General features: G+C 67.8%; 26 protein-coding genes. 10 read left to right on the forward strand and 16 right to left on the reverse strand.

Annotation, left to right across the window (positions count from 1 at the left end):
- Positions 1-46: 46 nt before the first annotated feature.
- Complete coding sequence (locus tag ACLQ3J_RS10990) at positions 47-802, reverse strand: MerR family transcriptional regulator (RefSeq protein ID WP_296550628.1); 756 nt, start codon at positions 800-802, stop codon at positions 47-49.
- A gap of 126 nt (positions 803-928) precedes the next feature.
- The gene (locus tag ACLQ3J_RS10995; RefSeq protein ID WP_425903236.1) at positions 929-2488 is read right to left on the reverse strand and encodes a SpoIID/LytB domain-containing protein; all 1560 of its coding nucleotides are present in this window, start codon (positions 2486-2488) and stop codon (positions 929-931) included.
- 292 nt (positions 2489-2780) lie between these two features.
- Here ACLQ3J_RS10995 and ACLQ3J_RS11000 point away from each other — a divergent pair, with 292 nt between their 5' ends.
- Positions 2781-4844, forward strand: coding sequence for an N-acetylmuramoyl-L-alanine amidase (locus ACLQ3J_RS11000; protein ID WP_425903238.1), 2064 nt, complete (start codon positions 2781-2783; stop codon positions 4842-4844).
- 27 nt (positions 4845-4871) lie between these two features.
- Here ACLQ3J_RS11000 and ACLQ3J_RS11005 read toward each other — a convergent pair whose 3' ends face one another.
- Together ACLQ3J_RS11005 and ACLQ3J_RS11010 are read right to left on the reverse strand one after the other, a co-directional pair.
- A complete protein-coding gene (locus tag ACLQ3J_RS11005) occupies positions 4872-5693 on the reverse strand; it encodes an HAD family hydrolase (RefSeq protein ID WP_169620786.1) in 822 nt (273 codons plus the stop codon).
- A gap of 4 nt (positions 5694-5697) precedes the next feature.
- Positions 5698-6492, reverse strand: coding sequence for a lysophospholipid acyltransferase family protein (locus ACLQ3J_RS11010; protein ID WP_169652241.1), 795 nt, complete (start codon positions 6490-6492; stop codon positions 5698-5700).
- Between the two features lie 125 nt (positions 6493-6617).
- Here ACLQ3J_RS11010 and ACLQ3J_RS11015 point away from each other — a divergent pair, with 125 nt between their 5' ends.
- Positions 6618-8201, forward strand: a complete 1584-nt coding sequence (locus tag ACLQ3J_RS11015) for a Rieske 2Fe-2S domain-containing protein (protein ID WP_169652242.1) — start codon at positions 6618-6620, stop codon at positions 8199-8201.
- 19 nt (positions 8202-8220) lie between these two features.
- On the opposite strand, the gene ACLQ3J_RS11020 is transcribed toward ACLQ3J_RS11015, so the two are convergent.
- Positions 8221-9234, reverse strand: a complete 1014-nt coding sequence (locus ACLQ3J_RS11020; protein ID WP_169620789.1) for a hypothetical protein — start codon at positions 9232-9234, stop codon at positions 8221-8223.
- A gap of 23 nt (positions 9235-9257) precedes the next feature.
- Positions 9258-10451, reverse strand: coding sequence for an MFS transporter (locus tag ACLQ3J_RS11025; protein ID WP_425903240.1), 1194 nt, complete (start codon positions 10449-10451; stop codon positions 9258-9260).
- A 216-nt stretch (positions 10452-10667) separates the two neighbouring features.
- On the opposite strand from ACLQ3J_RS11025, the gene ACLQ3J_RS11030 reads away from it, so the two are divergent.
- Both ACLQ3J_RS11030 and ACLQ3J_RS11035 read left to right on the forward strand, forming a co-directional pair.
- The gene (locus ACLQ3J_RS11030) at positions 10668-11087 is read left to right on the forward strand and encodes a hotdog fold thioesterase (RefSeq protein ID WP_169621059.1); all 420 of its coding nucleotides are present in this window, start codon (positions 10668-10670) and stop codon (positions 11085-11087) included.
- Between the two features lie 112 nt (positions 11088-11199).
- Positions 11200-11553, forward strand: a complete 354-nt coding sequence (locus ACLQ3J_RS11035; RefSeq protein ID WP_296550632.1) for a VOC family protein — start codon at positions 11200-11202, stop codon at positions 11551-11553.
- 45 nt (positions 11554-11598) lie between these two features.
- Here the strand turns inward: ACLQ3J_RS11035 and serS are convergent, their stop codons facing one another.
- Positions 11599-12858, reverse strand: a complete 1260-nt coding sequence (serS, locus tag ACLQ3J_RS11040; RefSeq protein WP_169620791.1) for a serine--tRNA ligase — start codon at positions 12856-12858, stop codon at positions 11599-11601.
- 10 nt (positions 12859-12868) lie between these two features.
- The gene (locus ACLQ3J_RS11045) at positions 12869-13261 is read right to left on the reverse strand and encodes an ankyrin repeat domain-containing protein (RefSeq protein ID WP_425903242.1); all 393 of its coding nucleotides are present in this window, start codon (positions 13259-13261) and stop codon (positions 12869-12871) included.
- Between the two features lie 46 nt (positions 13262-13307).
- Between ACLQ3J_RS11045 and ACLQ3J_RS11050 the strand changes: the two genes are divergently transcribed.
- Both ACLQ3J_RS11050 and ACLQ3J_RS11055 read left to right on the forward strand, forming a co-directional pair.
- Positions 13308-14357: a septum formation family protein gene (locus tag ACLQ3J_RS11050; RefSeq protein WP_425903243.1), complete on the forward strand. Its 1050-nt coding sequence runs from the start codon at positions 13308-13310 to the stop codon at positions 14355-14357.
- 11 nt (positions 14358-14368) lie between these two features.
- On the forward strand, positions 14369-14707 hold the full coding sequence (locus ACLQ3J_RS11055) for a metallopeptidase family protein (protein WP_169620794.1): 339 nt from the start codon (positions 14369-14371) through the stop codon (positions 14705-14707).
- A 28-nt stretch (positions 14708-14735) separates the two neighbouring features.
- Here ACLQ3J_RS11055 and ACLQ3J_RS11060 read toward each other — a convergent pair whose 3' ends face one another.
- Positions 14736-14897, reverse strand: coding sequence for a hypothetical protein (locus ACLQ3J_RS11060; RefSeq protein WP_169620795.1), 162 nt, complete (start codon positions 14895-14897; stop codon positions 14736-14738).
- A 198-nt stretch (positions 14898-15095) separates the two neighbouring features.
- Here ACLQ3J_RS11060 and ACLQ3J_RS11065 point away from each other — a divergent pair, with 198 nt between their 5' ends.
- Positions 15096-15497 carry a nuclear transport factor 2 family protein gene (locus tag ACLQ3J_RS11065; protein WP_296550633.1) on the forward strand — a complete coding sequence of 134 codons (402 nt, stop codon included), beginning with the start codon at positions 15096-15098 and terminating at the stop codon, positions 15495-15497.
- A 26-nt stretch (positions 15498-15523) separates the two neighbouring features.
- The gene (locus ACLQ3J_RS11070) at positions 15524-16495 is read left to right on the forward strand and encodes an NAD(P)H-dependent flavin oxidoreductase (protein WP_169620797.1); all 972 of its coding nucleotides are present in this window, start codon (positions 15524-15526) and stop codon (positions 16493-16495) included.
- A gap of 81 nt (positions 16496-16576) precedes the next feature.
- On the opposite strand, the gene ACLQ3J_RS11075 is transcribed toward ACLQ3J_RS11070, so the two are convergent.
- Together ACLQ3J_RS11075 and ACLQ3J_RS11080 are read right to left on the reverse strand one after the other, a co-directional pair.
- Positions 16577-16864 carry a putative quinol monooxygenase gene (locus ACLQ3J_RS11075; protein ID WP_169620798.1) on the reverse strand — a complete coding sequence of 96 codons (288 nt, stop codon included), beginning with the start codon at positions 16862-16864 and terminating at the stop codon, positions 16577-16579.
- Between the two features lie 118 nt (positions 16865-16982).
- A complete protein-coding gene (locus tag ACLQ3J_RS11080) occupies positions 16983-17393 on the reverse strand; it encodes an NUDIX hydrolase (RefSeq protein ID WP_296550634.1) in 411 nt (136 codons plus the stop codon).
- 335 nt (positions 17394-17728) lie between these two features.
- On the opposite strand from ACLQ3J_RS11080, the gene ACLQ3J_RS11085 reads away from it, so the two are divergent.
- Entirely contained in the window at positions 17729-18589 is an 861-nt protein-coding gene (locus tag ACLQ3J_RS11085; protein ID WP_425903245.1) for an alpha/beta fold hydrolase, read from the forward strand.
- Here the strand turns inward: ACLQ3J_RS11085 and ACLQ3J_RS11090 are convergent.
- The 4 genes from ACLQ3J_RS11090 to ACLQ3J_RS11105 all read right to left on the reverse strand — a co-directional run bounded on the left by ACLQ3J_RS11090 (position 18575) and on the right by ACLQ3J_RS11105 (position 21841).
- Positions 18575-18976: a TIGR03668 family PPOX class F420-dependent oxidoreductase gene (locus ACLQ3J_RS11090; RefSeq protein ID WP_169620800.1), complete on the reverse strand. Its 402-nt coding sequence runs from the start codon at positions 18974-18976 to the stop codon at positions 18575-18577. The genes ACLQ3J_RS11085 and ACLQ3J_RS11090 overlap by 15 nt on opposite strands.
- Positions 18977-19041: 65 nt before the next feature.
- A complete protein-coding gene (locus ACLQ3J_RS11095; RefSeq protein ID WP_296550635.1) occupies positions 19042-19800 on the reverse strand; it encodes an SDR family NAD(P)-dependent oxidoreductase in 759 nt (252 codons plus the stop codon).
- A 32-nt stretch (positions 19801-19832) separates the two neighbouring features.
- Entirely contained in the window at positions 19833-20594 is a 762-nt protein-coding gene (locus ACLQ3J_RS11100; RefSeq protein ID WP_169620801.1) for a 3-hydroxyacyl-CoA dehydrogenase, read from the reverse strand.
- 53 nt (positions 20595-20647) lie between these two features.
- Positions 20648-21841: a thiolase family protein gene (locus tag ACLQ3J_RS11105; protein ID WP_425903247.1), complete on the reverse strand. Its 1194-nt coding sequence runs from the start codon at positions 21839-21841 to the stop codon at positions 20648-20650.
- A 229-nt stretch (positions 21842-22070) separates the two neighbouring features.
- Between ACLQ3J_RS11105 and ACLQ3J_RS11110 the strand changes: the two genes are divergently transcribed.
- Positions 22071-22856, forward strand: a complete 786-nt coding sequence (locus ACLQ3J_RS11110; protein ID WP_296550636.1) for an enoyl-CoA hydratase — start codon at positions 22071-22073, stop codon at positions 22854-22856.
- Between the two features lie 3 nt (positions 22857-22859).
- Here the strand turns inward: ACLQ3J_RS11110 and ACLQ3J_RS11115 are convergent, their stop codons facing one another.
- The gene (locus ACLQ3J_RS11115; RefSeq protein ID WP_296550637.1) at positions 22860-23531 is read right to left on the reverse strand and encodes a TetR/AcrR family transcriptional regulator; all 672 of its coding nucleotides are present in this window, start codon (positions 23529-23531) and stop codon (positions 22860-22862) included.
- Positions 23532-23595 lie beyond the last annotated feature (64 nt).

The raw sequence follows: 23595 nt of genomic DNA on the forward strand, positions 1-23595 counted from the left end.
CGAACGCGCCGGTTCGGTCCGTCACCGGACCGACCGGACGCTCCGTTCACACGTATCGGTGCAGCGTGTCGCGCACGAACGCGGCACCGGCGGGTCCGCCGTAGTTCGCGGCGAACCGTTCGTCGGCCACGTACATGTCGGCGAGGCCGAGCACGTACTCCCGGCTGATGCCCTCCGGGGTGCCGTATCCGGGAGTGCCGGGAATCGAGGACAGCCACTCGACGTGACGGCGAGCGAGTTCCCGGGCTTCCGGGCCGGCCGGGTCCACCCCTGCCTCGGCCGCTGCGGTCCAGTCCGCGGACAGTTGCGCGGCGCGGCTCTTCCAGTCGCCGCGTTCGCCCTCGCCCATTCCGCGCCACCAGCGGTCACTGTTGTCGTACGCGTCCTTGCCCCATCGGTCGATCACCTCGTCGCGGTACTGCGTGTGATCGAAACCGTCGAACACTTCGTCTGCCATGAGCTCTTCTCCCTTTTCGGTCTTCGCGAGGGTGCTGCGCACCGCTTCGATGCGCCTCTCGAGTTGCCGCCGCTCGTGCTCGAGCAGTTCGAGGTGCGTCCGCAGCGCTGCCGTCGTGTCGTCGTGCCCGTCGAGGACCTCCCGGATCGCCGGGAGACCCAGACCGAGGTCACGCAGCAGGAGGATGCGCTGCAACCGGACGAGCGCGTCGGCATCGTAGAACCGCATCCCGTTGCTGCCGGTACGACAGGGGACGAGCACTCCGACGTCGCCGTAGTGCCGCAACGTGCGGCTGGTGACACCCGCGCTCCGGGCCAGTTCCTGGATCGACCATTCGCGTGGCATCTCGCCCTCCTTTCGGCACTTTTCAGGGTGCGTCTTGACGTTGCGTCAATGTCAACCCCTTCCTCGGACACACAAGAAGGGGACGGACCTGATCAGGTCCGTCCCCTTCCTGCGTTTCGCGGGCGGCTACTCGGTACTACCCGTACCCGGCAGCCACTCGTCGAGGAAGCTGGCGTCGATCACCTGCGCGCCGAGATCCGGCGTCCAGACGATGGCGCCACCGGTGAAGATGCGGAACTTGCCCAGTTCGTCGGGCAGCATCAGTTCCGGACCGACCGGCGTGCCGAGTACACCGTCGACACCACCGAGTTCGAAGAATTTCGCTTCGATGGGCGACGCGCCGTTCCCGCTGCCGAACGGATCGATACCGACTTCGGGTCCGGGCTCCGCGGCCGGGGTGGTCGGCGGGGCCGGCAGATTTGCGCCTTCGGCGATCGTGAACCAGTCCGAACGCAGACCCAGTTTGGCGCGGGCTTCGGCGCCGGTCGTCTCGATGGTGCGGTCGCTGCCGACGACGCGCACGCGGGTGACACGTCCACCGTCCGCGCCGAGGTTGTTGCGGGCAAGCACTTCGAACGCCTGGAGTTCGCCCACGCCGAACGCGGAGCCGATCTCCCCGGCCGACAGGGTCTTGGCCCAGGCCCGGTTCGGTGCCACCTTGTCCCCCGCGTCTTCGACGGGCGGGAAGACGCCTCCGGCACTGTATCCACCGGTCGACGCCGAGAACTCGCTCCGGACGACGGCGCCGTCCTTCATCAGAACGGTGCCGCGCGTGCTGCGGACACCGTCGTCGGTACGGGGGTCCTCGGCGTTCGATCCGGTGTACACCTGGCAGTCGGTCGAGTCGCAGGTCTGCCAGAGTTCGTTCCGCTTTTCGGCAAGTGCGTAGGAACGTGCCGCGACGGCCTGCGCACGGAGGGCTTCCGCGCCACCGGTGTCGGCCCAGCCCGGAAGTGCCTCGGCCGGGACGACACTGCGGAGATAGTCCTCGACGTGCAGTCGGTTCACCGTCCGGGGCGCCGCGCCGTCGAGCACCACTCCGAGGGCTCCGCGATACGGCGTGTCGCTCCCGCACAACCGGAGGTGTTCCTCCGCCGGGCGGTCCTCGCCGAGGTCGACGGGATCTGCCCAGGGCACATCGGTCGCCGCCTGCCAGAGCACTTCGCCGCTGCACCCGGTCGTGACGACGACGTTCGCACCGCCGCCGGGCGTGGGGGTCAGATGGGCAGCCTCACCGGGCGCCAGTTGTTGTCCTGCAACTCGGAGACCGGTCTCGGAATACACATCGAGTGAGCGGTCGTCCTGCCCCGTCAGGCGCACAGCGATCATCGAGTCGTCGATCGAACCGAGCGTGGTTCCGCCGTAGTAGTGCGCGATGATGCGCTCGGCCGTCCAGCCCTCCTGGGCGTAGCCGTAGGCCCCCCATTGCCCCATGCCCCGCCCGTGGCCGTGGCCGAAACCGGAGAAGGTGTACGGCGTGTCGGCCGACACCGCTTCGACGACGCCGACCGAATCGGAACGGTTCTGCACGAGCACGCCGACGCCCGAACCGACGACCAGAGCCGGCGCGAGTCCGATCACCGCGAGACGAGCAACGGAGGGCTGCCACCCGTTCCGCAGTGGTCGTCCGATGACGAATCGTCTCCGACGGATCTTTCCTCTGCGGCCGATGGATTGTGGTGCCATGGCGTTCCGCTCCCTCGTTCTCGCATTCCGGGACGATGCACGGACTCGTAGATCGCCGGATCGGACATTTACGACCGATCCTCAAGCTCAGGTTGAGGCTTAAGGTTGCCTGGGTCTAGTGTGACAAGAGTGACGGACCAACGCAACACAAGTCACAGCAGAAACAACAGCACCACAAGTTGCACCCGATCGCGGCCATTTCGCTCTCTCGAAGCGGTCCGCGATGGAGGTTTTCGACCTCTCGGAACCCCTCCTCCGACCGCAGATCTACACGAACAGGGAGTTGCAAACAGTGCCGCATCGCCGCCCTAAGCCGTCGATCGTCCTGGGTGCCGTCGCCGCCCTGGCCGTCGCCACGCCATTTGCCGTGTCCGGACTCACCGCAGGACCGACGGAAGTTCGCACCACCAGCGACTCCGTCGAATCCGTCAGCCCAGACATTGCGGAAGTGGTGCTCGCGTCCGTACCGGACCTGATCATCCCGCTCGAGGAACTGACCGGGCTCAACCTGCCCGACATCGGTCTTGCGGAGATCATCGACGGATTGCCGCAGATCACCACCACCCCGGATCCCGACGGCGGTCCCATCGCCCGTGTCGGCGCCACGGTCAAGGAACTCACCCGGGAGACTCCGTTCAGCCTGGTCGCACTGGCCGCCGACGACATCGCCGACACCGACGCGCTGATTCGCGCGCAGAACGGCGACGGTTCGTGGGGCCCGTGGTCGGTCACCGAACCCCTCGAGTCGAGCCGCAACGACACGTCCGACGACGCGCGACGCGGCACCGAGCCGATCTTCGTCGGCGCGACACGCGCGGTGCAGGTTCTCCTCACCCCGCGTCCCGGCCCCGAACCCGCGCTCGCCGGCGCGGAAGCACCGCCGGCCGAGACACCCGCCGCACCGGCACCCGCCGCACCGGCACCCGACGCACCGGCACCCGGCGCTCCGGCACCCGAGGCGCCCGCCCCGGTCGACGAAGGGCCGGTCCCGGTCGCCGAAACAGGCGGCGCGGCACCGGAACTCGGTTACGTACCCGCTTCCTCGTCGAAGCCGTTGCGCAGCCAGGAACCCGTGCTCGCGGCTGCGGAAGGCGTCAGCGCGGTCCTGATCGATCCGGGTACCGGCGAGGCCGACGGCCGGCTCGACGACATCGCGGCGCCGCTCGGCACCTCGGGCCTGAAAGTCATCGGCAGGTCGCAATGGGGTGCCGACGAGTCGCTGCGCTGCCAGAGTGCGACGTACGACGACTCCCTCGGTGGCGCCACCGTGCACCACACCGCGGGCAGCAACAACTACTCGAAGGCGGAGTCCGCGGGCATCGTCCGCGCCATCTACGCGTACCACGCGCAGACACTCGGCTGGTGCGACATCGGGTACAACGTGCTCGTCGACAAGTACGGACAGATCTTCGAAGGTCGTGCGGGCGGTCTGGAACGCAATGTGCAGGGCGCCCACGCGGGCGGCTTCAACGAGAACACCGTCGGCATCGCGATGATGGGCGACTTCTCCACGGCCGCACCGCCGGAGGTCACCGTGCAGAATGTGGGCAACTACCTCGGCTGGCGGCTCGCCGCGGCCGGTCTGGACCCCAAGGGCCGCACCACCATGTACTCGGAGGGCACGTCGTTCACGCCGTACCCGCGGGGTGCAGCGGTGGATCTGCCGATCATCTTCGCGCACCGCGACGTCGGCAACACCAGTTGCCCGGGCGACGGCGGCTACGCACAGATGAACAAGATCCGCGACATCGCCGCGGCCGCCGCCAAGGGCGCGCCGAGCGCGCCGCCGATCGTGGTGAACAATCCTCCGCGGGATGCGGGTCCCGTACCGGGCACCGGCGCGCTGCCGCCCGGCTCGGCCGAGACCGCCACGAACGTGCAGGATCTGGTCGCAGAACTGATGCGACTTGCCGAAAACAACCCGCTCGCCCGGAAATGGATCGCGGAAGGCGGCGAAACCGGCCGTCTCGGCACGGCCGTGTCGCCGATCGCACCCGCCAAGGGCGGCTTCGAGCACGCCCGGTTCGTCAACGGCGCCCTCTACTCGTCCCCCGGTGGAGACGTGTGGGCGGTGCTCGGCGAGATCTACAAGGCGTGGCAGGAATACGGACTCGACACTGGTGAGCTGGGGTTGCCCACCAGTGACGAGTACCGGGTGCCGGACGGCTGGCGTTCGGACTTCGAGTTCGGTTCGCTGATCTTCAACGAGGCCACCGGGGTCGTCACCAAGGTGCTGCGCGCCTACAACGACGCCTACGAGCAGTCGATGCAGGATCAGCCGGCCGACATCGCGGTACCCGCACCCGAGGGTGCGCCCGCGCCGGAACCGGCACCCGAACCGGTGCCTGTGGGCTGAGTCCCGCGGTTCACCGGTAGCTACGAATCACTGCCACCAGCGTTCGAGGATCCGCGCAACACCATCCTCGTCGTTGGTGGCAGTGATTTCGTCTGCCACCGACTTCGCGTCGGGATGAGCGTTCTCCATGGCGACGCCATGGCGGGCCATCGACAGCATCGGTATGTCGTTGGGCATGTCCCCGAATGCCACGATGCGGTCGTCCGAGATGTCGAGGTGACGGGCGAGCTCACGGAGCCCGGATGCTTTCGTCACGCCGGCTGCGGAGATCTCGACCAGGCCGTTGGTCGTCGAATAGGTGACGTCGACCAGTCCGTGCAACTTCGGCGCGATCGCCTCGGCCATCTCACGACTCGTCGCTCCGGCGAGCCGGATCAACAGCTTGACCGCCGGTTCGGCGATCACTTCGTGCTCGGCGAGTTCGGTGTTGTCGGGGTTGAGCCAGGCATGTTCGTAACCCGGGGAACTGACGAACTGCGGAGTGGCGGCGTCGTGCGCGCTCTCCCCCACACGCTCGGCGGCAAGACCGCAGCCTGGAAGCACCGCAGCGGCCACCTCGGCGACCCACGCGAGCTCGTCGGCCCGGAGCACCGCAGCGCTGAGCACCCGATCGGTCGCACTGTCGTAGAGCACGGCGCCGTTCGCACACACCGCGAGGGGAGCAAACCCGAGCTGCTCGACGACGGGCGCGATCCACCGCGGTGGACGCCCCGTGGCCAGAACGAAGGGCGTACCGGAGTCGACGACCGCATGCACGGCAGCCCGAGTGCGGTCGGACACCTGCTCGGACTTGTCGATCAGGGTGCCGTCGACATCGGTGGCGACAAGGCTCGGGCGCTGTGAACTCACTCCGTCATTGTGCCGAAACGCCGCGGTCGCCGCTGTCCGGCCCTTCGCGCTCGGTCCGCTCGCGTTCCTTGCGGGCCCGGCGTTCCGCCGCGACACGCTCGTCCTCGGCGGTTGCTTCCTCGAGTGTGGGCGCCGAACCACCGAGACGGCGCGGCACCCAGTAGGCGCCGGGCTCGTGGTGATAGGCGTCCTGCACCTCGTGGAGCATCTGCTCCATCGTCGCGTGCAACTGCTCGGTCATGGCCGACGCCGGCAGATAGGGGGGAATCGGAGCGCCGACCTTGATCGTGATGGGCGTATTGGTGCGGCCCAGACGCTTGGGATGACCCTTGGTCCACACCCGCTGCGACCCCCAGATGATCATGGGGATGACCGGCACACCTGCCTCTTCGGCCATCCGCGCCGCGCCCGTCTTGAACTTCTTCAGTTCGAAGCTGCGGCTGATCGTCTCCTCGGGAAACACTCCCACCAGTTCTCCCGCGCGCAGCGCTTCGACTGCGAGGCGGTAGGAGTCGCCGGCGTCACCACGGTCGACAGGGATGTGCTTCATCGCGCGCATCATCGGCCCGGAGATCTTGTTGTCGAAGACCTCTTTCTTCGCCATGAAGCGCACGTAGCGCTTCGCGGGACGGGCGGGCAGACCCGCGTAGGTGAAGTCCATGTAGCCGGTGTGGTTGATCGCGATGACCGCACCTCCGGTCGCGGGGATGTGCTCCTCCCCGGTGACGGAGAATTTCAGTCCCTGGCCTGCGAACAGAGTGCGCGCGACGCCGATGATCGTCCGGTAGAAGGGTTCCACGTCGGCCAGCGTAGCCGGGCGGCCGATACGGTGCCGCACCCGTGGCCCCGGCGGGCTGCCGCGTGTCTCCACGGCCTCTCCACATACCCTGGAGGTACATAGGTCAGCACGTCAGGAGGCAACGAGTGCAGATCACCAGCGTGGGCCACGCCGGGTTCCACATCCGGACCGAGGCAGGCTCCATTCTCTGCGATCCGTGGGTCAATCCCGCTTACTTCGCGTCGTGGGTACCGTTCCCCGACAACACGAGCCTCGACTGGGATGCCCTCGGCGACGTCGACTACCTCTACGTCTCGCATCTCCACAAGGACCATTTCGATCCCGGGACGCTCGGTGAGCACGTCCGCAAGGACGCCACCGTGCTGCTGCCCGATTACCCGGTGCCGGATCTGCGCCGCGAACTCGAGGCGCTCGGTTTCACGAAGTTCTACGAGACCACCGATTCGGTCAAGCACCGGATCAGCAAGGAAGGCATCCGGGACGCGCCCGACGCTCCCCTCGCACCCGGCGAGCTCGACATCATGATCATTGCGATGCGAGCACCCGCGGACGGCCCGATCGGCGACTCCGGGCTCGTCGTCTCTGACGGCGAGACCACCGTGTTCAACATGAACGACGCGCGGCCGATCGACATGGACCCGATGCACGACGCGTTCGGTCACATCGACATCCATCTGCTGCAGTACTCGGGCGCCATCTGGTATCCGATGGTCTACGACATCCCGAAGAAGACGAAGGCCAACTTCGGCAAGCAGAAGCGCCAGCGCGGCATGGACCGCTGCCGCAGCTACATCGAGCAGGTCGGCGCGACCTGGATCGTCCCGTCCGCCGGTCCGCCGGTCTTCCTCGACGACGAACTGCGCTACCTCAACGACGACCACGGCGACGAGGGCAACATCTTCCCCGACCAGAAGGTGTTCCTCGAACAGTTGCGCATCAACGGCCGCGACGGTGGCCTGCTGATGATCCCGGGCTCGGTCGTGGACCTCGCCGGGAGCGAGAAGATGACACTGGCCCATCCGATCCCCGAGGACGAGGTCGAGGCGATCTTCACGAACAAGGCCGCCTACATCGAGGACATGGCTCAGCGCTTCGCGCCGGTCATCGCCGCGGAGAAGGCCACGTGGGCGCCGGCCGACGGCGAGCCGCTGTTGCCCGCACTCAGGGCGAAGTTCGAGCCGATCATGGCGCAGTCCGATCTCATCTGTGACGGCATCGGCTACCCCGTCGGCCTCGTGATGGGCGACGAGACCGTGGTGCTCGACTTCCCCAAGCGCATCGTCCGCGAGCCCGTCGAGGGAGAAGGCAAGTACCGCTACGGATTCCGCATCGCGCCGGAGATCGTCCGTACGGTGCTACGCGACGACGAGCCGGACTGGGTCAACACGATCTTCCTCTCGACACGCTTCACCACGTGGCGGGTCGGCGGGTACAACGAGTTCCTGTACACGTTCTTCAAGTGCCTCACCGACGAGCGCATCGCGTATGCGGACGGCTGGTTCGCGGAGGCGCACGACGACTCGGCGTCGATCGAGCTGGGCGGTTACGAGATCCAGCGGCGCTGCCCGCACCTCAAGGCCGACCTGTCGAAGTTCGGGGTGGTGGACGGCACCACGCTCACCTGCAACCTGCACGGCTGGCAGTGGGATCTCGAATCGGGGCGGTGCAAGACCTCCAAGGGCCACGAACTGCGCAGCAGCAAGGCCTGACGGGCACCGCCCCGCCCGATTATTCCGCCGCTCGCCGCTGTCCGGCCCGGGCTGCCGGCCGTGCACCGGCCGGCAGCAGGGCCGCCGCGGCGAGCGCGACAGCTCCCGCGGCGATCAAGGCGTACGGCCACCATTGCCGTGCCGCGACACCGGCTTCGTCGACACCGGCGGCAACCTGTTCCGACGTACCGTCGGAAGTCGCCGAGGACGGTCGCGCGGGGAGCACTCCCGTGGCCTCGCTCACGTTCTCCGAAATCCCCTTGACGACGTTGCCGACCGGCTCGACTCCGCCCACGAGCTGCCCCGTGCCGTCGACGAGCTGACGGCCGCCGTCGTCGAGCTGCATCAGCCCGTCGCGCAGCTGCCGGGACCCGTCGGCGGCCTGAGACATTCCCGCGACGAATTGTGCGTCGGGCGAGGTCAATTCGTAGGACAGCTGCCGAGCACCGTCGCGCAGTTGCCCGAGTTGGTCGAGTGTGTCCGGTCCGAGACCCTGGCTGTTCAGCATGTCGACGAGGGAACGCAGTTCGTCGGCGGTACCAGCCGAGACCGGATCACCGCTCATGGAGAGTGTGTCGGCGACGACGGAGAGCCGTGCCGTCACCGATCCCTGCATCTCACCGAACCCGCTGAGCCGCGTGACCACCTCGTCGACGCCCGACGAGATCTGCGACGCGCCGTCTCCGAGTTGCCCCACTCCGCCTTCGAGTTGGCCGAGTCCGTCCGCGAGCTGCTTACCGCCCTCGTGCGCCTGCGTGAGTCCGTCGGCGAGTTGTTGTGCGCCGACGTCGAGTTGGCGGCTTCCGTCGGCGAGTTGTCCCACTCCGCCGTTGAGCAGGGCCAGCGGGAGACTCGCCTGCTGCAGGGTGTCCCGGGCGGCGGCGACCGCGGCGGCATCCGGCGTGTCACCGCTGCCCGCGGTCTCGGCGACGACCGTCACCTGCGGGTCGTCGGTGTAGGCGAACACGGAGCCGGTGCCGACCATGACGGCACCGGCGGCGATGAGGGAAATAGGGAGAAAACGGGCATACATGCTCCGTAATCTAGGCGGACGAGTTAAGGGCTTCCTGAGGGCTCCCCCTTCGCGGCGGAAGGAAGCATCCGGCCGGCCACGGCTCCCAGGACGAACAGTGGCATCGTTGCCGCCGCGACGAGGATCGCGACGGGCAACCACACCGAGCCGAGGGCGAACCCGGTGAATATCGCCACCGACACCATCTCGCTCGTGACGCCCACGACGGACGACACCGTGGCGCGGGCGCGGCCCGACATCGTCTCCTGGAGTCGGGCTTCGGCCACGATCGCGGTGTGGTGCAGGGCGCCGTAGCCGAGACCGATGGCCACGAAGCCCCCGACGCCCCCTGCGAGAGCGCCCAGGGCCAGGGCCAGCGCGCCGATCGTCACGATCACGCCCATCGCGCGGCCGCGCATCTGCGCGCCGCGTCCCGCCGTTGCCGCGCCGACGACCTGCCCGACGACGGTGAGCGCGACGAGAACGGGTACGAATTCCGTACTCGCGCCGTCCTCCCGGGCGAGCAACCCGAAGTACTCGTCGAACGCGAGACACGCGAGCAGCGCAGCGGTGAGAACAACGGCGCGACAGACGGCGGAATCGGTGCGGACCTCGTTCGTGCCGTCGCGCAGGCTTGCGAGGTACCGCGCCGCGAGGGTGTCGCCGGGGCCGTCGATCTCGTCGGCCTCCATCGATTTCGGCGCGGCCGGGAGTGTGAACACCAGCAGCGTGCCGGCGACCGTGATCGCCACCGACGTCCATCCGACGAGCGCGTAACCGCCCAGGCCGAACAGCGGGGCCGCAGACAGCGTCGCGGCGAACACGCACACCATCTCCCCGGCGGCGGCATAACCCATCACGGCTGCGTACCGGTGTTCGCCGCCGCGCGCGGCCAGTCCGTCGTAGACGAGTGCTTCGAACGTGCCGGATTTCAGCGACTCACTGAGGCCCCACAGCGCGAAACCGGCGGCGAATCCCCAGTACGTCGGCCACACGAGCCACATCGTGAAGGCCGCGGTGAGCAGGACGCCGCTTCCGGCGAGGAGTGCCCGTCGCGACACCGTGTCCGCCCAGGCGCCCGACGGCACCTCGGAGACGAACGCGACCACCGACCAGAGGACGAACAGGGACGAGATGCTGCCGGCGCCGAGTTCGTGATCTTCGAACAGCAGGACGTACAGGCCGTAGAACGGCACGAACTCCCGGATCGAGGCGTAGGCCACCGCGCGGACGAACACTGCACGGACCGATATCGCCCGGCAGGACGGGGGATCGTGCGGTTCGGATCAACGTCGTCGGCGCATGATCCCAGGGTGCCACTCGTCCCCGGTGCCTGTCACTCCCCCTTTTCCGGCATCGGATACGGTCGGACGGTGACCGAGGAGAATGCACCCGAGCGCTCGCGCACCTACACCTGGGACGATCCGGCACCCACCGCCGCCGCCAATCGCGACATGCACGGCCTCGACTTCCTGCGCGGCATGATCGACGGTTCCATCCCGCAGCATCCGACGTCGCGGACCCTCGGTTTCGCCGTCACCGACGCCCGCGAAGGGTTCGTCGAGGTGTGCATCGAACCTCAGGAGTTCCACGCCAACGCCGTCGGCAGCGTGCACGGCGGCGTGCTCGCGGCGATGTTCGACACCGCCATGGGACTGAGCGTGTCGAGCACGCTCGAGGCCGGAGTGGGGTACACGACGTTGGACCTGCAGGTCCGGTACATAAGGCCGATCCAGCCCGGACAGTCCGCCGTGCGTGTCCACGGGTTCTGCGAGTACACCGGGCGTCGCACCGCGACCGCGCGGGGCGAGGCGCGCGACGCGGACGGCCGACTGATCGCCACCGCGTCCTCGACCTGCCTGGTTCTGCGCTGAACCCGACGCGTCAGGGTTGGAGCGCCTCGGTTCGTCGCGCCCGCAGCTCGAAGGGTCGACATCGAGGCGCCCTGCGCCGACGATCGGTGTACCCGCCGCGTAGGAGGACGACATGCATGCCAGGCGCATCACCACCAACCTTCATGTATCCGACGTCGAATCGGCCAAGGATTTCTACCGCGACTACCTGGGGTTGAGTACCGAAGAGTTCGACATGGGCTGGGTGGCCCGCTACACCGATCCCGACAGCGGAGCGCACGTCCAGCTCGTCAGCGGTGACGCCACCGCACCGGAGGATGCGGTGATGTCCGTCCACACGGACGACGTCGATGCCGCATACGACGAAGCCCGGCAGGCCGGCTACGAGATCGTCCACCCTCTCACCACCGAGGAGTGGGGTGTGCGCCGATTCCTGGTCCGGGCACCGGATGGCAACGTGATCAACGTCGTGCGTCACCGCGAGTGAGCGCGCGTAACCACACCTTCGACGAGTGAGCCCGAGCGGCTCAGCTCAGACGACGGGCTCGAGCACCTCGCGCCCGACGAAGGGCACCAGCGCCGCCGGCACCTTCACCGAGCCGTCGGCCTGCTGGTGGTTCTCGAGCAGCGCGACGAGCCAACGCGTGGTCGCGAGCGTTCCGTTGAGGGTCGCCGCGATCTGCGGCTTGCCGTTCTCGTCGCGATACCGGACGTTGAGCCGGCGGCCCTGGAAGGTCGTGCAGTTGGACGTCGACGTGAGCTCGCGGTAGCGCTCCTGCGTGGGCACCCAGGCTTCGCAGTCGAACTTCCGGGCCGCCGACGATCCGAGGTCGCCACCGGCGATGTCGATGATCCGGTAGGGCACGTCGATCGAGGCGAGCATCTCGCGCTCCCACGACAGCAGACGCTGATGCTCGGCAGCGGCGTCCTCCGGCTTGCAGTAGACGAACATCTCGACCTTGTCGAACTGGTGCACGCGGATGATGCCGCGCGTGTCCTTGCCGTAACTGCCGGCCTCGCGGCGGAAGCACGAGGACCAGCCCGCGTACCGCTTCGGGCCCTTCTCCAGGTCCAGGATTTCGCCCGAGTGGTAGCCCGCGAGCGGAACCTCGGACGTACCGACCAAGTACAGATCGTCCTCTTCGAGGTGGTACACCTCGTCGGCGTGCTGCCCGAGGAACCCGGTGCCCTGCATGACCTCGGGACGCACGAGCACCGGCGGGATCATCATGGTGAAGCCGTTCGCGGTGGCCTTCTGCGCGGCGAGCTGCAGCAGGCCGAGCTGCAGCAGAGCGCCGTAGCCGGTGAGGAAGTAGAACCGCGCACCCGACACCTTGGCTCCGCGTTCCATGTCGATCAGCCCGAGCGACTCACCGAGCGCGAGGTGATCCTTGGGCTCGAAGTCGAAAGTGGGCAGCTCACCGACGGTCTCGAGGGTGATGAAATCGTCCTCGCCACCGGCGGGGGCGCCCTCCACGACGTTGGAGATCGCGAGGTGCGCGCGCTCCCGGGTCTGCTCGGCGGCGTTCTGCTCGACCTCGAGTTCCTTGACCTTGGCGGCCAGTTCCTTCGCTCCCTCGAGAAGCGCGGCCCGCTCCTCCGGGGCGGCCTGGCCGACCTTCTTACCCAGAGCCTTCTGTTCGGCTCGCGCGTTGTCGCCGGCGAGGACAGCCGCCCGGCGCGCCGCGTCGGCCTCGAGCAGAGTATCGACGAGGCCCGGATCTTCGCCTCGGGTGCGCTGCGATTCACGCACGACATCGGGATTCTCGCGGAGGAACTTGAGGTCGATCACGACTGGAAGCCTACCGCTGCCACAGTTCCAGGTAGTCCTCGCGCCCGAACATCTTGGCCGTATCGATGGCGGTGGGATGCCCGAGCCGTGGATCGGCACCGGCTTCGGACAGAACCCGGACGACGTCTTCGGCTCCCTTGAACACGGCGCCCGCCAGCGGCGACTGGCCCTTGTCGTTGAGGCGGTCGAGATCTGCACCCCGCTCGGCCAGCACCCGTACCGCATCCGCATGCCCGTGGTACGCGGCGAGCATGACCAGCGTGTCGCCCGAACCGTTGGTGAGGTTCGGGGGCACCCCCGCGTCCACATACTCGGCAAGGGTCGCGGCATCGCCGGCGCGCGCCGCGTCGAACATAAGCTGGGCGATCTCGAGAATTCGCGGATCTATAGGCTCATCGGTCATGATCCGACGCTACCGCCGGCCGCACGAACGGGCATGATGGAACGTGATGGCCGAAGAATCTGAGCAGCAGCCCCACCGACGCCCGCCTTCCGCGAGGCTGACCCGACGCGCGCTGATATTCGTCGCCGTGGGCGCTGTGCTCGCGGCGGTCGCGACGTTCGTCGTGGCGGGTTTCGAGGGTTCCACCGACGGCACCACCGACAACGGCCGGAGCGTGGCGACCACGGGCGCGGTGGCGGGCGAGGCGTTCGGCACCGCCTCCACGGGTGACTGCCTCACCTGGACCGCTCTCGACGCCGGCGATCTCACCAAGGTCGACTGCGAGCAGACGCACCTGTTCGAGGTGGTCGCCGACATCGATCTGAGTACGTTCCCGGGTGCCGAGTGGGGGCCCGGTTCCCGATTCCCGTCGGTGATGCGGTTCACCGCGCTGCGCGACGAACTGTGTGTCCCGGCGGCGATGGACTATCTCGAGAGCCGATTCGATCCGGTCGGCAAGTTCAGCGTCGGTCTGATCAATCCCGGCGAGGCCGGATGGGCCGCCGGAGAACGAACGCTGCGGTGCGGTCTGCAGTTCTCGTCGACGACGGGCAATCTCCTCCCCATCGAGGGACGGGTGGCAGAGCAGGACCAGTCGCGGGCGTGGGACACCGGAGTGTGCATCGGCATCAACAACGGCATCCCGGCCGACCCCGTCGACTGCGCGAAACCGCACGCGTTCGAGGTCGTCGCCACCGTCGATCTGTCGTCGCAGTTCCCCGAGGGTCTCCCCAGCATCGAAGACCAGGACAGGTACCTCGAGGAGACGTGCACGCGACTGGTCGGCGAATACCTGGGCGACCCGCAGGCGCTCCGCAACAAGACGCTGACGTTGTTCTGGGACAACCTCGGGTACGACAGCTGGCTCGCAGGCAGCCGTAAGGTCAACTGCTCGATCGGCAAGCAGGTCGAAGGCGGCGGATTCGCATCCATCACGGGATCGGCGAAGGGTGACATCCTCATCGACGGCCAGCCGCCGGTGGCGCCGGAACCGCTGCCCGAGGGCAGGTCGCTGCCGAGTCCGCTGCCCGGCGCCGTTCCCCTCCCCGGTCAGTGATGGGCGTACACATGAGCGACGAGCATTTCGAGGAGCTCGTCTCGGAGGCGCTCGACGAGATCCCGGCCGAACTGGCGCGCGCGATCGACAACGTCGTGGTGCTCGTCGAACCGCGCCACGACGAGGAGCCGGATCTGCTGGGTCTGTATCAGGGGATCGCGCTCACCGAGCGCGACAGTCATTACGCGGGCTCGTTACCGGACACGATTTCGATCTACCGGGACGCCATTCTCGATATCTGCCGGACGGACGACGACGTCGTCCACGAAGTGCTGGTGACGGTGGTCCACGAGATCGCGCACTACTTCGGCATCGAAGAAGAGCGCCTCCACCAGCTGGGCTGGGGGTAGGCGCTCTCCGGCCGGTCCGACGGGCTGGTTACTCGGCGCGGTGTGCGTCGGCCTTGACCAGGCTCGGGTTCTTGGCCTTGCGCTGCATGAAATGCGGGTTGATCGTCGAGATCACGAGCAGGATCAGGGTGCCGACGGTCACGACAGCGATCGAAAGCACAACGACGATCATGCCGAAGAGTTCAAACATCCCGGTTACCTCCACTTTCGATGTCACGACGAGGCACGCGACACGCGCCGCCCCGTCGTACCTTAGCCTCTGCCGCTGCGCCGCCGGGGACCGGCACCCGGGCGCACCCCAGCTGGAGCGGAATCACGAACAGTCACTGTTGACCGTTTAGTCGGCGGACTCTACGCTCGGACCCACCCCACCGAGAGGCGAACCCACGTGACGCATCCCGCCCGCCCGGCAGTGATCGGCCGATGGCATCACCTGATCGAGACGAACGACCTCGACGCGCTGGACGCGCTCGTCGCCGACGACGCCGTGTTCCTGTCACCCGCCGTGTTCACCCCGCAGGAAGGTAAGGCCAAGACGGTCGCGTACCTCCGGGCGGCGCTGACCGTGTTCGGTGGCGACACCGGGTTCCACTACGTCGGCGAGTGGTACGGGCCGAACTCCGCGGTGCTCGAATTCGTCGCCGATCTCGACGGCGTACACGTCAACGGCGTGGATCTGATCGAGTGGGACGACCGGGACCGGATCGTCGGGTTCAAAGTCATGATCCGCCCCGTCAAGGGCCTGCAGGCGCTGATCCCCCGCATGGCGGCACAACTAGAGCAAGCCTGACCACTCACCCTCGAGGAGTTACGTATATGAGTCTGCCGCCGATTCTGAAGGATCGCCTGCGCCTGCCCGTCGTGGCATCGCCGATGTTCATCGTGTCCAACCCCGATCTCGTGATCGCACAATGCATTTCGGGTGTCGTCGGGTCGTTCCCGTCGCTCAACGCCCGCCCGCACTCGCAACTGCGCGAGTGGCTGACCCGGATCACCGACGAACTCGCCCGGTACGACGCCGACAATCCCGAGACACCGTCCGCGCCGTACGCGGTGAACCTCATCGTGCACCGGTCCAACGACCGCCTCGAAGAAGACCTCGCGACGATCGTCGAGTTCCAGGTGCCGCTGGTCATCACCTCGCTCGGGGCACGCACCGACGTCAACGACGCGATCCACTCGTACGGCGGCATCGTCCTGCACGACGTCATCGACAACCGGTACGCGAAGAAAGCCGTCGAGAAGGGCGCCGACGGCTTGATCGCGGTCGCCACCGGCGCCGGCGGACATGCGGGCACGCAGTCTCCGTTCGCTCTCGTCCAGGAGATCCGCACCTGGTTCGACGGTCCGCTGCTGCTGTCCGGCGCGATCGCGCACGGCAATTCCATTCTCGCCGCGCAGGCTGCCGGTGCGGATCTCGCGTACATCGGGTCGGCGTTCATCGCGACGACGGAGGCACACGCCCAGGACGAGTACAAGCAGATGCTCGTCGACTCGTCGGCCTCGGACATCGTCTACACGAACCTGTTCAGCGGCGTGCACGCCAACTACCTCCGGGGCAGCATCAGCCGCGCGGGCATGGACCCCGACAACCTCGCCACCTCGGATCCGTCCGCGATGAACCTGGGTGACGACAAGACCGAACCCGGCGGCACCGCGAAGGCGTGGCGCGACATCTGGGGTGCGGGTCAGGGCATCGCCGTCATCGACCGGATCGCTCCCACCGCTCGCGTCGTCGAGCGACTCGCCGACGAATACGCCGCGGCCCGCAAGCGGCTGTCGCTCTGACGACCCTCCGGGTTCGTCCGGCACACACGACAGCGTGGCATGCCCAGGCATGCCACGCTGTCGTCGTCTGTGGGGTGCGACTCAGAGAGTCGTGTACTGCGTGAGCTTCGGCGCTCCGGCCAGGAGCGGACCGAGATCGGTGATGGCGCCCTCGCCCGCGCGGAACTTGCGGTAGGCGGCGTCGTGCTCGGCCGAACGCCACTTCTCCACGACGACCCAGCGGGCCTCGTTCGTCCGGTCCACCAGAATCTCGATTCCGTCGCAACCGTCGAACTCGCGGGTCTCGCCGAGCACCCGGCTCATCACCGCTTTGGCGTCGTCGAGCGCGTCGGCCTTGAATTCGAGTTCGAGCAGGGCGGTGAGCGCCATGAAGAGTCCTTCCGTGCAAACGTGTGCAGTGCCGTACTGGTGCCGCTCACATTTCCCGATTCACGAGAACGGCGCAATACCGATTCGGAAATGACACTTCCCCCGGGCGCGTAGTCTGTCAGCGCGCAATCGCCGGGAGGACGAAATGCTCGAGCAAAGGTGCGAGATCGCCGGGCAACGGGTGGAGCGCCGGGTCGAGCCAGCGCATCTCCTCGATCTCCGCCGCGCTGCCCGTAATGCCGACGAACGGGTGCTCGAACACCGTCCCCTCGATTTTCCAGCCCGGTTCGTTGGCCGCATCCGCCAGAAACACCCCGATCCGTCGCAGCGAACCGAGGTCGAGCACCGCCCCGACTTCTTCCGCGCACTCCCGCACCGCAGCCTCGGCTGCCGACTCGCCGGGTTCGGGCTTTCCACCGGGAAGCATGAACCGGGACGTGTTGCGCTTGCGTACCGTCAGCACCTGCCCGTCGGCGTCGCGGAGCACCACCGCGCTGACACGGATGAGTTTTTCGGGGGAATCGGACACCCGCCCATCCTAGGAACCACGAGACCGAAGCCGCCCGCGGCACACGCACCGCGGTGGGAACTATCGGGCGGCGAGGACGGAACGGGCGCCGCCGAGGGACTCGGCCGATGAGATCGGGACGTTGCTCCGGTCTGTCCGAGTAACGCCCGGCCCACTTCCTGCTTGTGCGGGCTTTGCTTCCGGAAAGCGGACGGGCACGAAGCTTGTCGAGAAGGAGCCGAGACCATGGGACACACGCAGCAACGTCATGAGGGTCGTCGACGCCGAGATTGTCGAGGCTGCCGGCTGTTCGAAAACCGTGGCGGCAGTCGCCGCGCCGGAAAGCTGAGCGGCAGATGACCACCGTCGGTGCCAACGGAGTCGATCTGGGTGTCGAGTCCTTCGGTGACCCCGATGCGCCACTCGTCCTGCTCGTCGGCGGGACGACGATGCTCTCCTGGCCCGATGGACTGTGTGAGCACCTCGCCGCGGGCGGACGTCGCGTCGTGCGGTACGACCTGCGCGACAGCGGTGAGTCGACGACGGCGGACCCGGAGACACCCACCTACACCCTGCGTGACCTCGCCGCCGACGCGGCGGCCCTCGCCGACGCGCTCGGCGGCAGGCCTGCGCACCTTGCGGGAATCGGGGTCGGTGGGATGGTCGCCCAGCTCGCTGTGCTCGAGCACCCCGGCGCGTTCCGGGCACTCACCTTGGTGGGTACCCGCGCGGTCGCGCCCGGCAAGTGCGACCCCGACCTCCCCGACCACGACCAGGCGACGATGAATCGACTGTTCGCGCTTCCGATGCCCGACTGGACCGACCGAAACGCGGTGGCGGAGTTCGCCGCTGCCGGCGCGGAGATCCTCGGCGACGCCCCCGTCACCGCACGCGCGACCGCCGCGCGCATCTGGGACCGGACACCCGGCACAACTCCCGCGATCCAGATGGCCAACCAGCTCGGAATGGTCTTTTCCACGCTCGACTGCACGCCCCGCTGGCGCGAGCGCCTTTCCCGGATCCATGTCCCCACGCTGGTCGTACACGGCCGGCGGGACCCGTTCTTTCCTCTCGGCAACGGCGAGGCCATCGCGCGCGAGATTCCGGGAGCACAATTGCTGGTGCTCGACGACGCTGCCACAGCGGTCCCCGAAGCGGCGGTCGAGGAGGTCGCCGAAGCGATGCTCTCGCTGACTTCGGACTCACGCCGACCATGATCGCCAACGCAGCCGAGCGATGGTGATCACCGGTCCCGGTGGTCGTGTCGACCGGTACTGCGGATATTTGCGCACCAGGGCATCGAGGCCGGTGGCGCCCGCATCGGTGTCCGCGGCGTGGACCGTGGCGATGCCGTCGATGCGAATCCACCACAGCTGTGACCAGTCGTCGCTGTAATGGTCGACGAGCACACTCACGCGGGGGTTCGCTGCGATGTCTGCGAGGCGACGTAGCCGCCGGGTGGTCTTCGGCTTGTCGTCGACGCAGGTGTGAATCGCATCGCCGTCGAGGGCGAACACGATCGGGACCAGGTGCGGTTCGCCGGACCCGTCTGCGGTGGCCAGGCGGGCCACCCGGGCTTCGGTGACGCGGCGGCGGACGTCCATGTGCCTCACCGTAGCCCGGCCGAGCCGGTATGCCGGTCCTTCGATCGACTCGGCCGGGCTGCGGATCAGAACATGCTGTAGCCGCCGTCGATCACCGTCGCGCTTCCGGTCTGGAACGCCGATGCGTCGCTCGCGAGGTACACGGCGATACCCTCGAAATCCTCCGGCCGCCCCCAGCGACCCAAGGGCACGCGGGAGATGACGTTGCGGTTGAACACGTCCGAGTCCTGCAGCGGCCCGGTCATATCGGTCGCGATCCAGCCCGGCAGCACACTGTTGACCCGGATGCCGTAGCGCGCGAGTTCGACGGCGCACCCGTTGGCGAGCGCGAGCACCGCGGCCTTGCTCGCGCCGTACGCCTGGTTGCGTCCTGCACCCTGCAACGCTCCCAGGCTCGACGTCACGATCACCGACCCGCCGGTGCCTTGATCCACCAGCACCTTCGACGTCTCCCGCAACGTGAAGTACGCACCGTCGGCGTTGGTGCCCATCACTTTCCGGTACTGCTCCGTCGACGACTCGTGGAACTTCTGCAGTGCCGCACCGATGCCCGCATTGACGACCACCGTGTCCAGACCACCGAATTCGCCGACGACGGATGCGACACCGTCGACCACCGCGTGCTCGTCGGACACGTCGACCGAGCGCGTCGTCACGCGGACACCGAAGCCGCTCAGTTCGTCGGCCGCGCGTCCGAGTTTGGCGGTGTCTCGTCCCCAGAGCGCGATGTCTGCGCCGGCACGTGCGAGACCCCGCGCCATACCGAGGCCGAGACCGGCGGACCCGCCCGTCACCAGCGCCCGTGTGCCTGTCAGGTCGAACATCGAGATCCTCCCGGCGGGTTCTTCCGCGAGGTTCAGCGCGGCGCCATGCGGATGGCACCGTCGAGACGGATGACCTCCCCGTTGAGCATCGGGTTGGACACGATGTGCGCTGCGAGAGCGCCGTACTCGGAGGGGTCGCCGAGACGCGCGGGATGCGGAACCTGCTGTCCGAGAGACGCTTGCGCCTCCTCCGGCAGAGAGCCGAGCAACGGGGTCTTGAACAGGCCGGGTGCGATGGTGACGACGCGGATGAGGAGCGAGGCGAGGTCGCGTGCGATCGGCAGGGTCATGCCGACGACGCCGCCCTTCGATGCCGAGTAGGCGGCCTGGCCGATCTGGCCGTCGAATGCCGCGACGGAGGCGGTGTTGATGATGACGCCGCGCTCGCCGTCGACCGGTTCCGTCTTGGCGATGCGCTCGGCGGCGAGGCGGATCACGTTGAACGTGCCGAAGAGGTTGACGTCCACGACTTTCTTGAAGGCGTCGAGCGGGAACGCGCCCTTCTTGCTCACCGTCTTCATGGCGTTGCCGATCCCGGCACAGTTGACCGCGACGCGCAGGGGGCCGAGCGATTCGGCGAGGTCGAGCGCCTCCGTGACCGCGGCCTCGTCGGTGACGTCTGCCGCCGCGAAGCGGACCCGGTCGCCGAGTTCTTTGGCGACGGTCTCGCCGTTGGACGACGGCAGGTCGATGATGACGACCTGGGCGCCGTCGGCGAGCAGAGCCTTGACGGTGGCGAGGCCGAGCCCGGAGGCACCACCGGTGACGACGGCGACGCTGTCGTTGACGATCATGAAAAGCCTTTCGCTGTGGGGATTTCGGACGAGAGATTCGGTACGGCGGTGGGTCAGAGACGTTCGATCACGGTCGCGTTGGCCATGCCCGCGCCCTCGCACATGGTCTGCAGGCCGTAGCGGCCGCCGGTCGCCTCGAGGGTGCTGACGAGCGTGCTCAGCAGGCGCGTACCCGACGAGCCGAGTGCGTGACCCAGTGCGATGGCACCGCCCCACGGATTGAGCTTGGCCTCGTCCGCGCCGAACTCCTCGGCCCACATCATCGGGACGGGCGCGAACGCCTCGTTCACCTCGTAGGAGTCGATGTCGTCGATGGACAGGCCCGACTTGGCAAGCACTTTGTGGGTAGCCGGGATGGGCGCCGTGAGCATGAAGAGCGGGTCGTCTCCGGCGACGGCGAACGAGTGGAATCGTGCGCGCGGAGTCAGGCCCAGCTTGGTCGCGGCTTCTTCGCTCATAATCAGAACGGCCGACGCACCGTCCGTGAACGGCGACGAGTTACCGGGGGTGATGAGCCACTGTGCTTCGGGGAAGCGTGCGGCGTACTCGTCGGTGCGGAAGGACGGACGCAGCCCGGCGAGTGCCTCGACGGTGGTCGACGCGCGCACGGTTTCGTCGACGCTGTGCACGACCTGCTCGCCGTCTGCGTTCGTGACGGTGATCGGGGCGATCTCCCGGTCGAAGTTTCCTGCCGCGATCGCGGCGGCGGCGCGCTGGTGCGAACGCGCGGAGTAGGCGTCGACGGCGTCGCGGTCGAAACTCCACTTCGCGGCGATGAGTTCCGCCGAGATCCCCTGGTTGACAAGACCTTCCGGATACCGGGCGGCGACGCCGGGGCCGAACGAGTCCTGCCCGATCGAAGACGTGCCCATCGGGAGGCGGCTCATCGACTCGACACCGCACGCGATGACGATGTCGTACGCACCCGCGATGACGCCCTGCGCCGCGAAATGCGCAGCCTGCTGGCTCGATCCGCACTGACGGTCGATGGTGGTGGCCGGAACCGAGTCCGGGAAACCCGCCGACAGCAGTGCCGAGCGCGAGATGTTGAGCGCCTGCTCGCCTACCTGCTGCACGCAACCGCCGATGACGTCGTCGACGAGGACGGGGTCGAGGTTGTTGCGCTCGACGAGCGAACGCAGGACGTGGGCCAGAAGTTCGACGGGATGCGTACCCGACAGCGCACCACCGGGCTTGCCTTTGCCGACGGCAGTGCGGACCACGTCGACGATGACGGCCTGTGCCATGACGTTCCTTCCGAGGGGTTCGAGCAGGGCCGGCCGGAGTGCGAGGAGTGTGGAGCGCCCCACTCCCAACCGTGTACCTATCGATCGCTAAAGACTTACCACGGGGTCAGCACGCGGTCAACGAACTCGGTACCCAGCGGACGACACGCAGGTCTGATAGGGAGAGAAGAGGCTTCGCCGCTGCGCGCCGTCACCGCAGGCAGTCGGCCACCACACCGAGGAGAACCGCATGAGCACCGACCCGCCCGGAGTCACCTCGAGCGTCGGCAACGGCATCCTGCGCGTCACGATCGACCGTCCCGCCCGGATGAACGCGGTCGAGACCGACACCCTGGTCGCCGTCGCGGAGGCTTTCGACAGGCACGGCGGCGACCCCACCGTCCGCGCCGCGATCCTGACCGGAAGCGGACGGGCGTTCTGTTCGGGCGCCGACATCTCCGGCCGTGACCTGACCGCTCCTCCCACGCCCGACACCATCGACGCCGCGAACCGGGTCGTCGCGACGATCCGGGATTTTCCGCGACCGGTTGTCGGGGCGGTCAACGGCGTCGCCGCCGGCGTCGGTGTGTCACTCGCACTTGCGTGCGACCTCACGGTCGCGAAGGAATCGACCTACTTCCTGCTCGCGTTCGCCAAGATCGGCCTGATGCCCGACGGTGGTGCGACGGCGCTCGTCGCAGCGTCGATCGGTCGTGCCCGGGCCCTGCGGATGGCGATGCTCGCCGAGCGACTCCCGGCGCCGGAAGCACTCGCGTCCGGCCTCATCGCCGATGTCTACCCCGACGACGAATTCGACACGGCAGTCGAGGAATTGATCGTCCGGCTCGCAGACGGCCCGTCTGTGGCCCTCGCGTCCACCAAACGGGCGATCAACGACGCGACGCTCACCGAACTCGGCAACGCGTTCGGCCGTGAGCGCGCAGGTCAGCTCGATCTGCTCGCGGGCCCGGACTTCGCCGAAGGAGTGTCCGCCTTCCAGGACAAGCGCACCGCGGACTTCCGGCGTCGCGCCTGACCGTCAGAGCGGATCGCGGCGGGCGCCGACCGTCTTGAGGGCGATCGCCACATACTTCTTCGCGACCGCCTCGGGGCTCAGAGTGCCCTCCGCGTGGTACCAGCGCGGGATCGATTGGCACATCCCGAGCAGCGCCCGGGTGGTCTCGGCCGGGTCGTCGACGTCGAAGTCGCCCGTCGCAGCACCCTCCTCGACGATCTCGCGCACCAGGTCTTCGATGCCCTTGCGCACCGCGCGGTACCGCTGACGATTCTCGGGACTGAGATAGCGAGCCTCACCTTCGAGCGCGGCGAGCGCGGACCGCATCGTCATCCGCAGCACGATCGCCTCGATCACGTTCGCCAGTCTGCGCACCGGATCGCCGGCACCCTCCGCGTCGGCGGCGTGCGCTCGGGAGAGAACATCGCTGGTCGACAGCTCGAGCAGGGCGATGAGCAGGCCCTCTTTGTTCTCGTGGTGGTAGTACAGCGCGGGCACGGTCACTCCGACCCGCCGCGCGATCTCGCGCACCGACGTCCCGTGGAACCCGGTCTCGTAGAAGGCGTCGAGCGCTGCGGACAGGATCGGGCTGAGGTCGAGCGGCTGCAACGTCCGCCAATCGGAGTGCGCGTTCTCCCCATCCGGCACGACCCGACCCTCGAGCGGGTCGACGGCGTCGTCGGTGGAACCATCCATGTACCGCACCCAACCTACCGATCGTTACTTCATCCGGACGGCTCGACGATACCCGGCGGTTCGT

Source organism: Rhodococcus sp. DT1 (assembly GCF_049844875.1).
In the GTDB taxonomy this organism is placed as follows: Bacteria; Actinomycetota; Actinomycetes; order Mycobacteriales; family Mycobacteriaceae; genus Rhodococcus.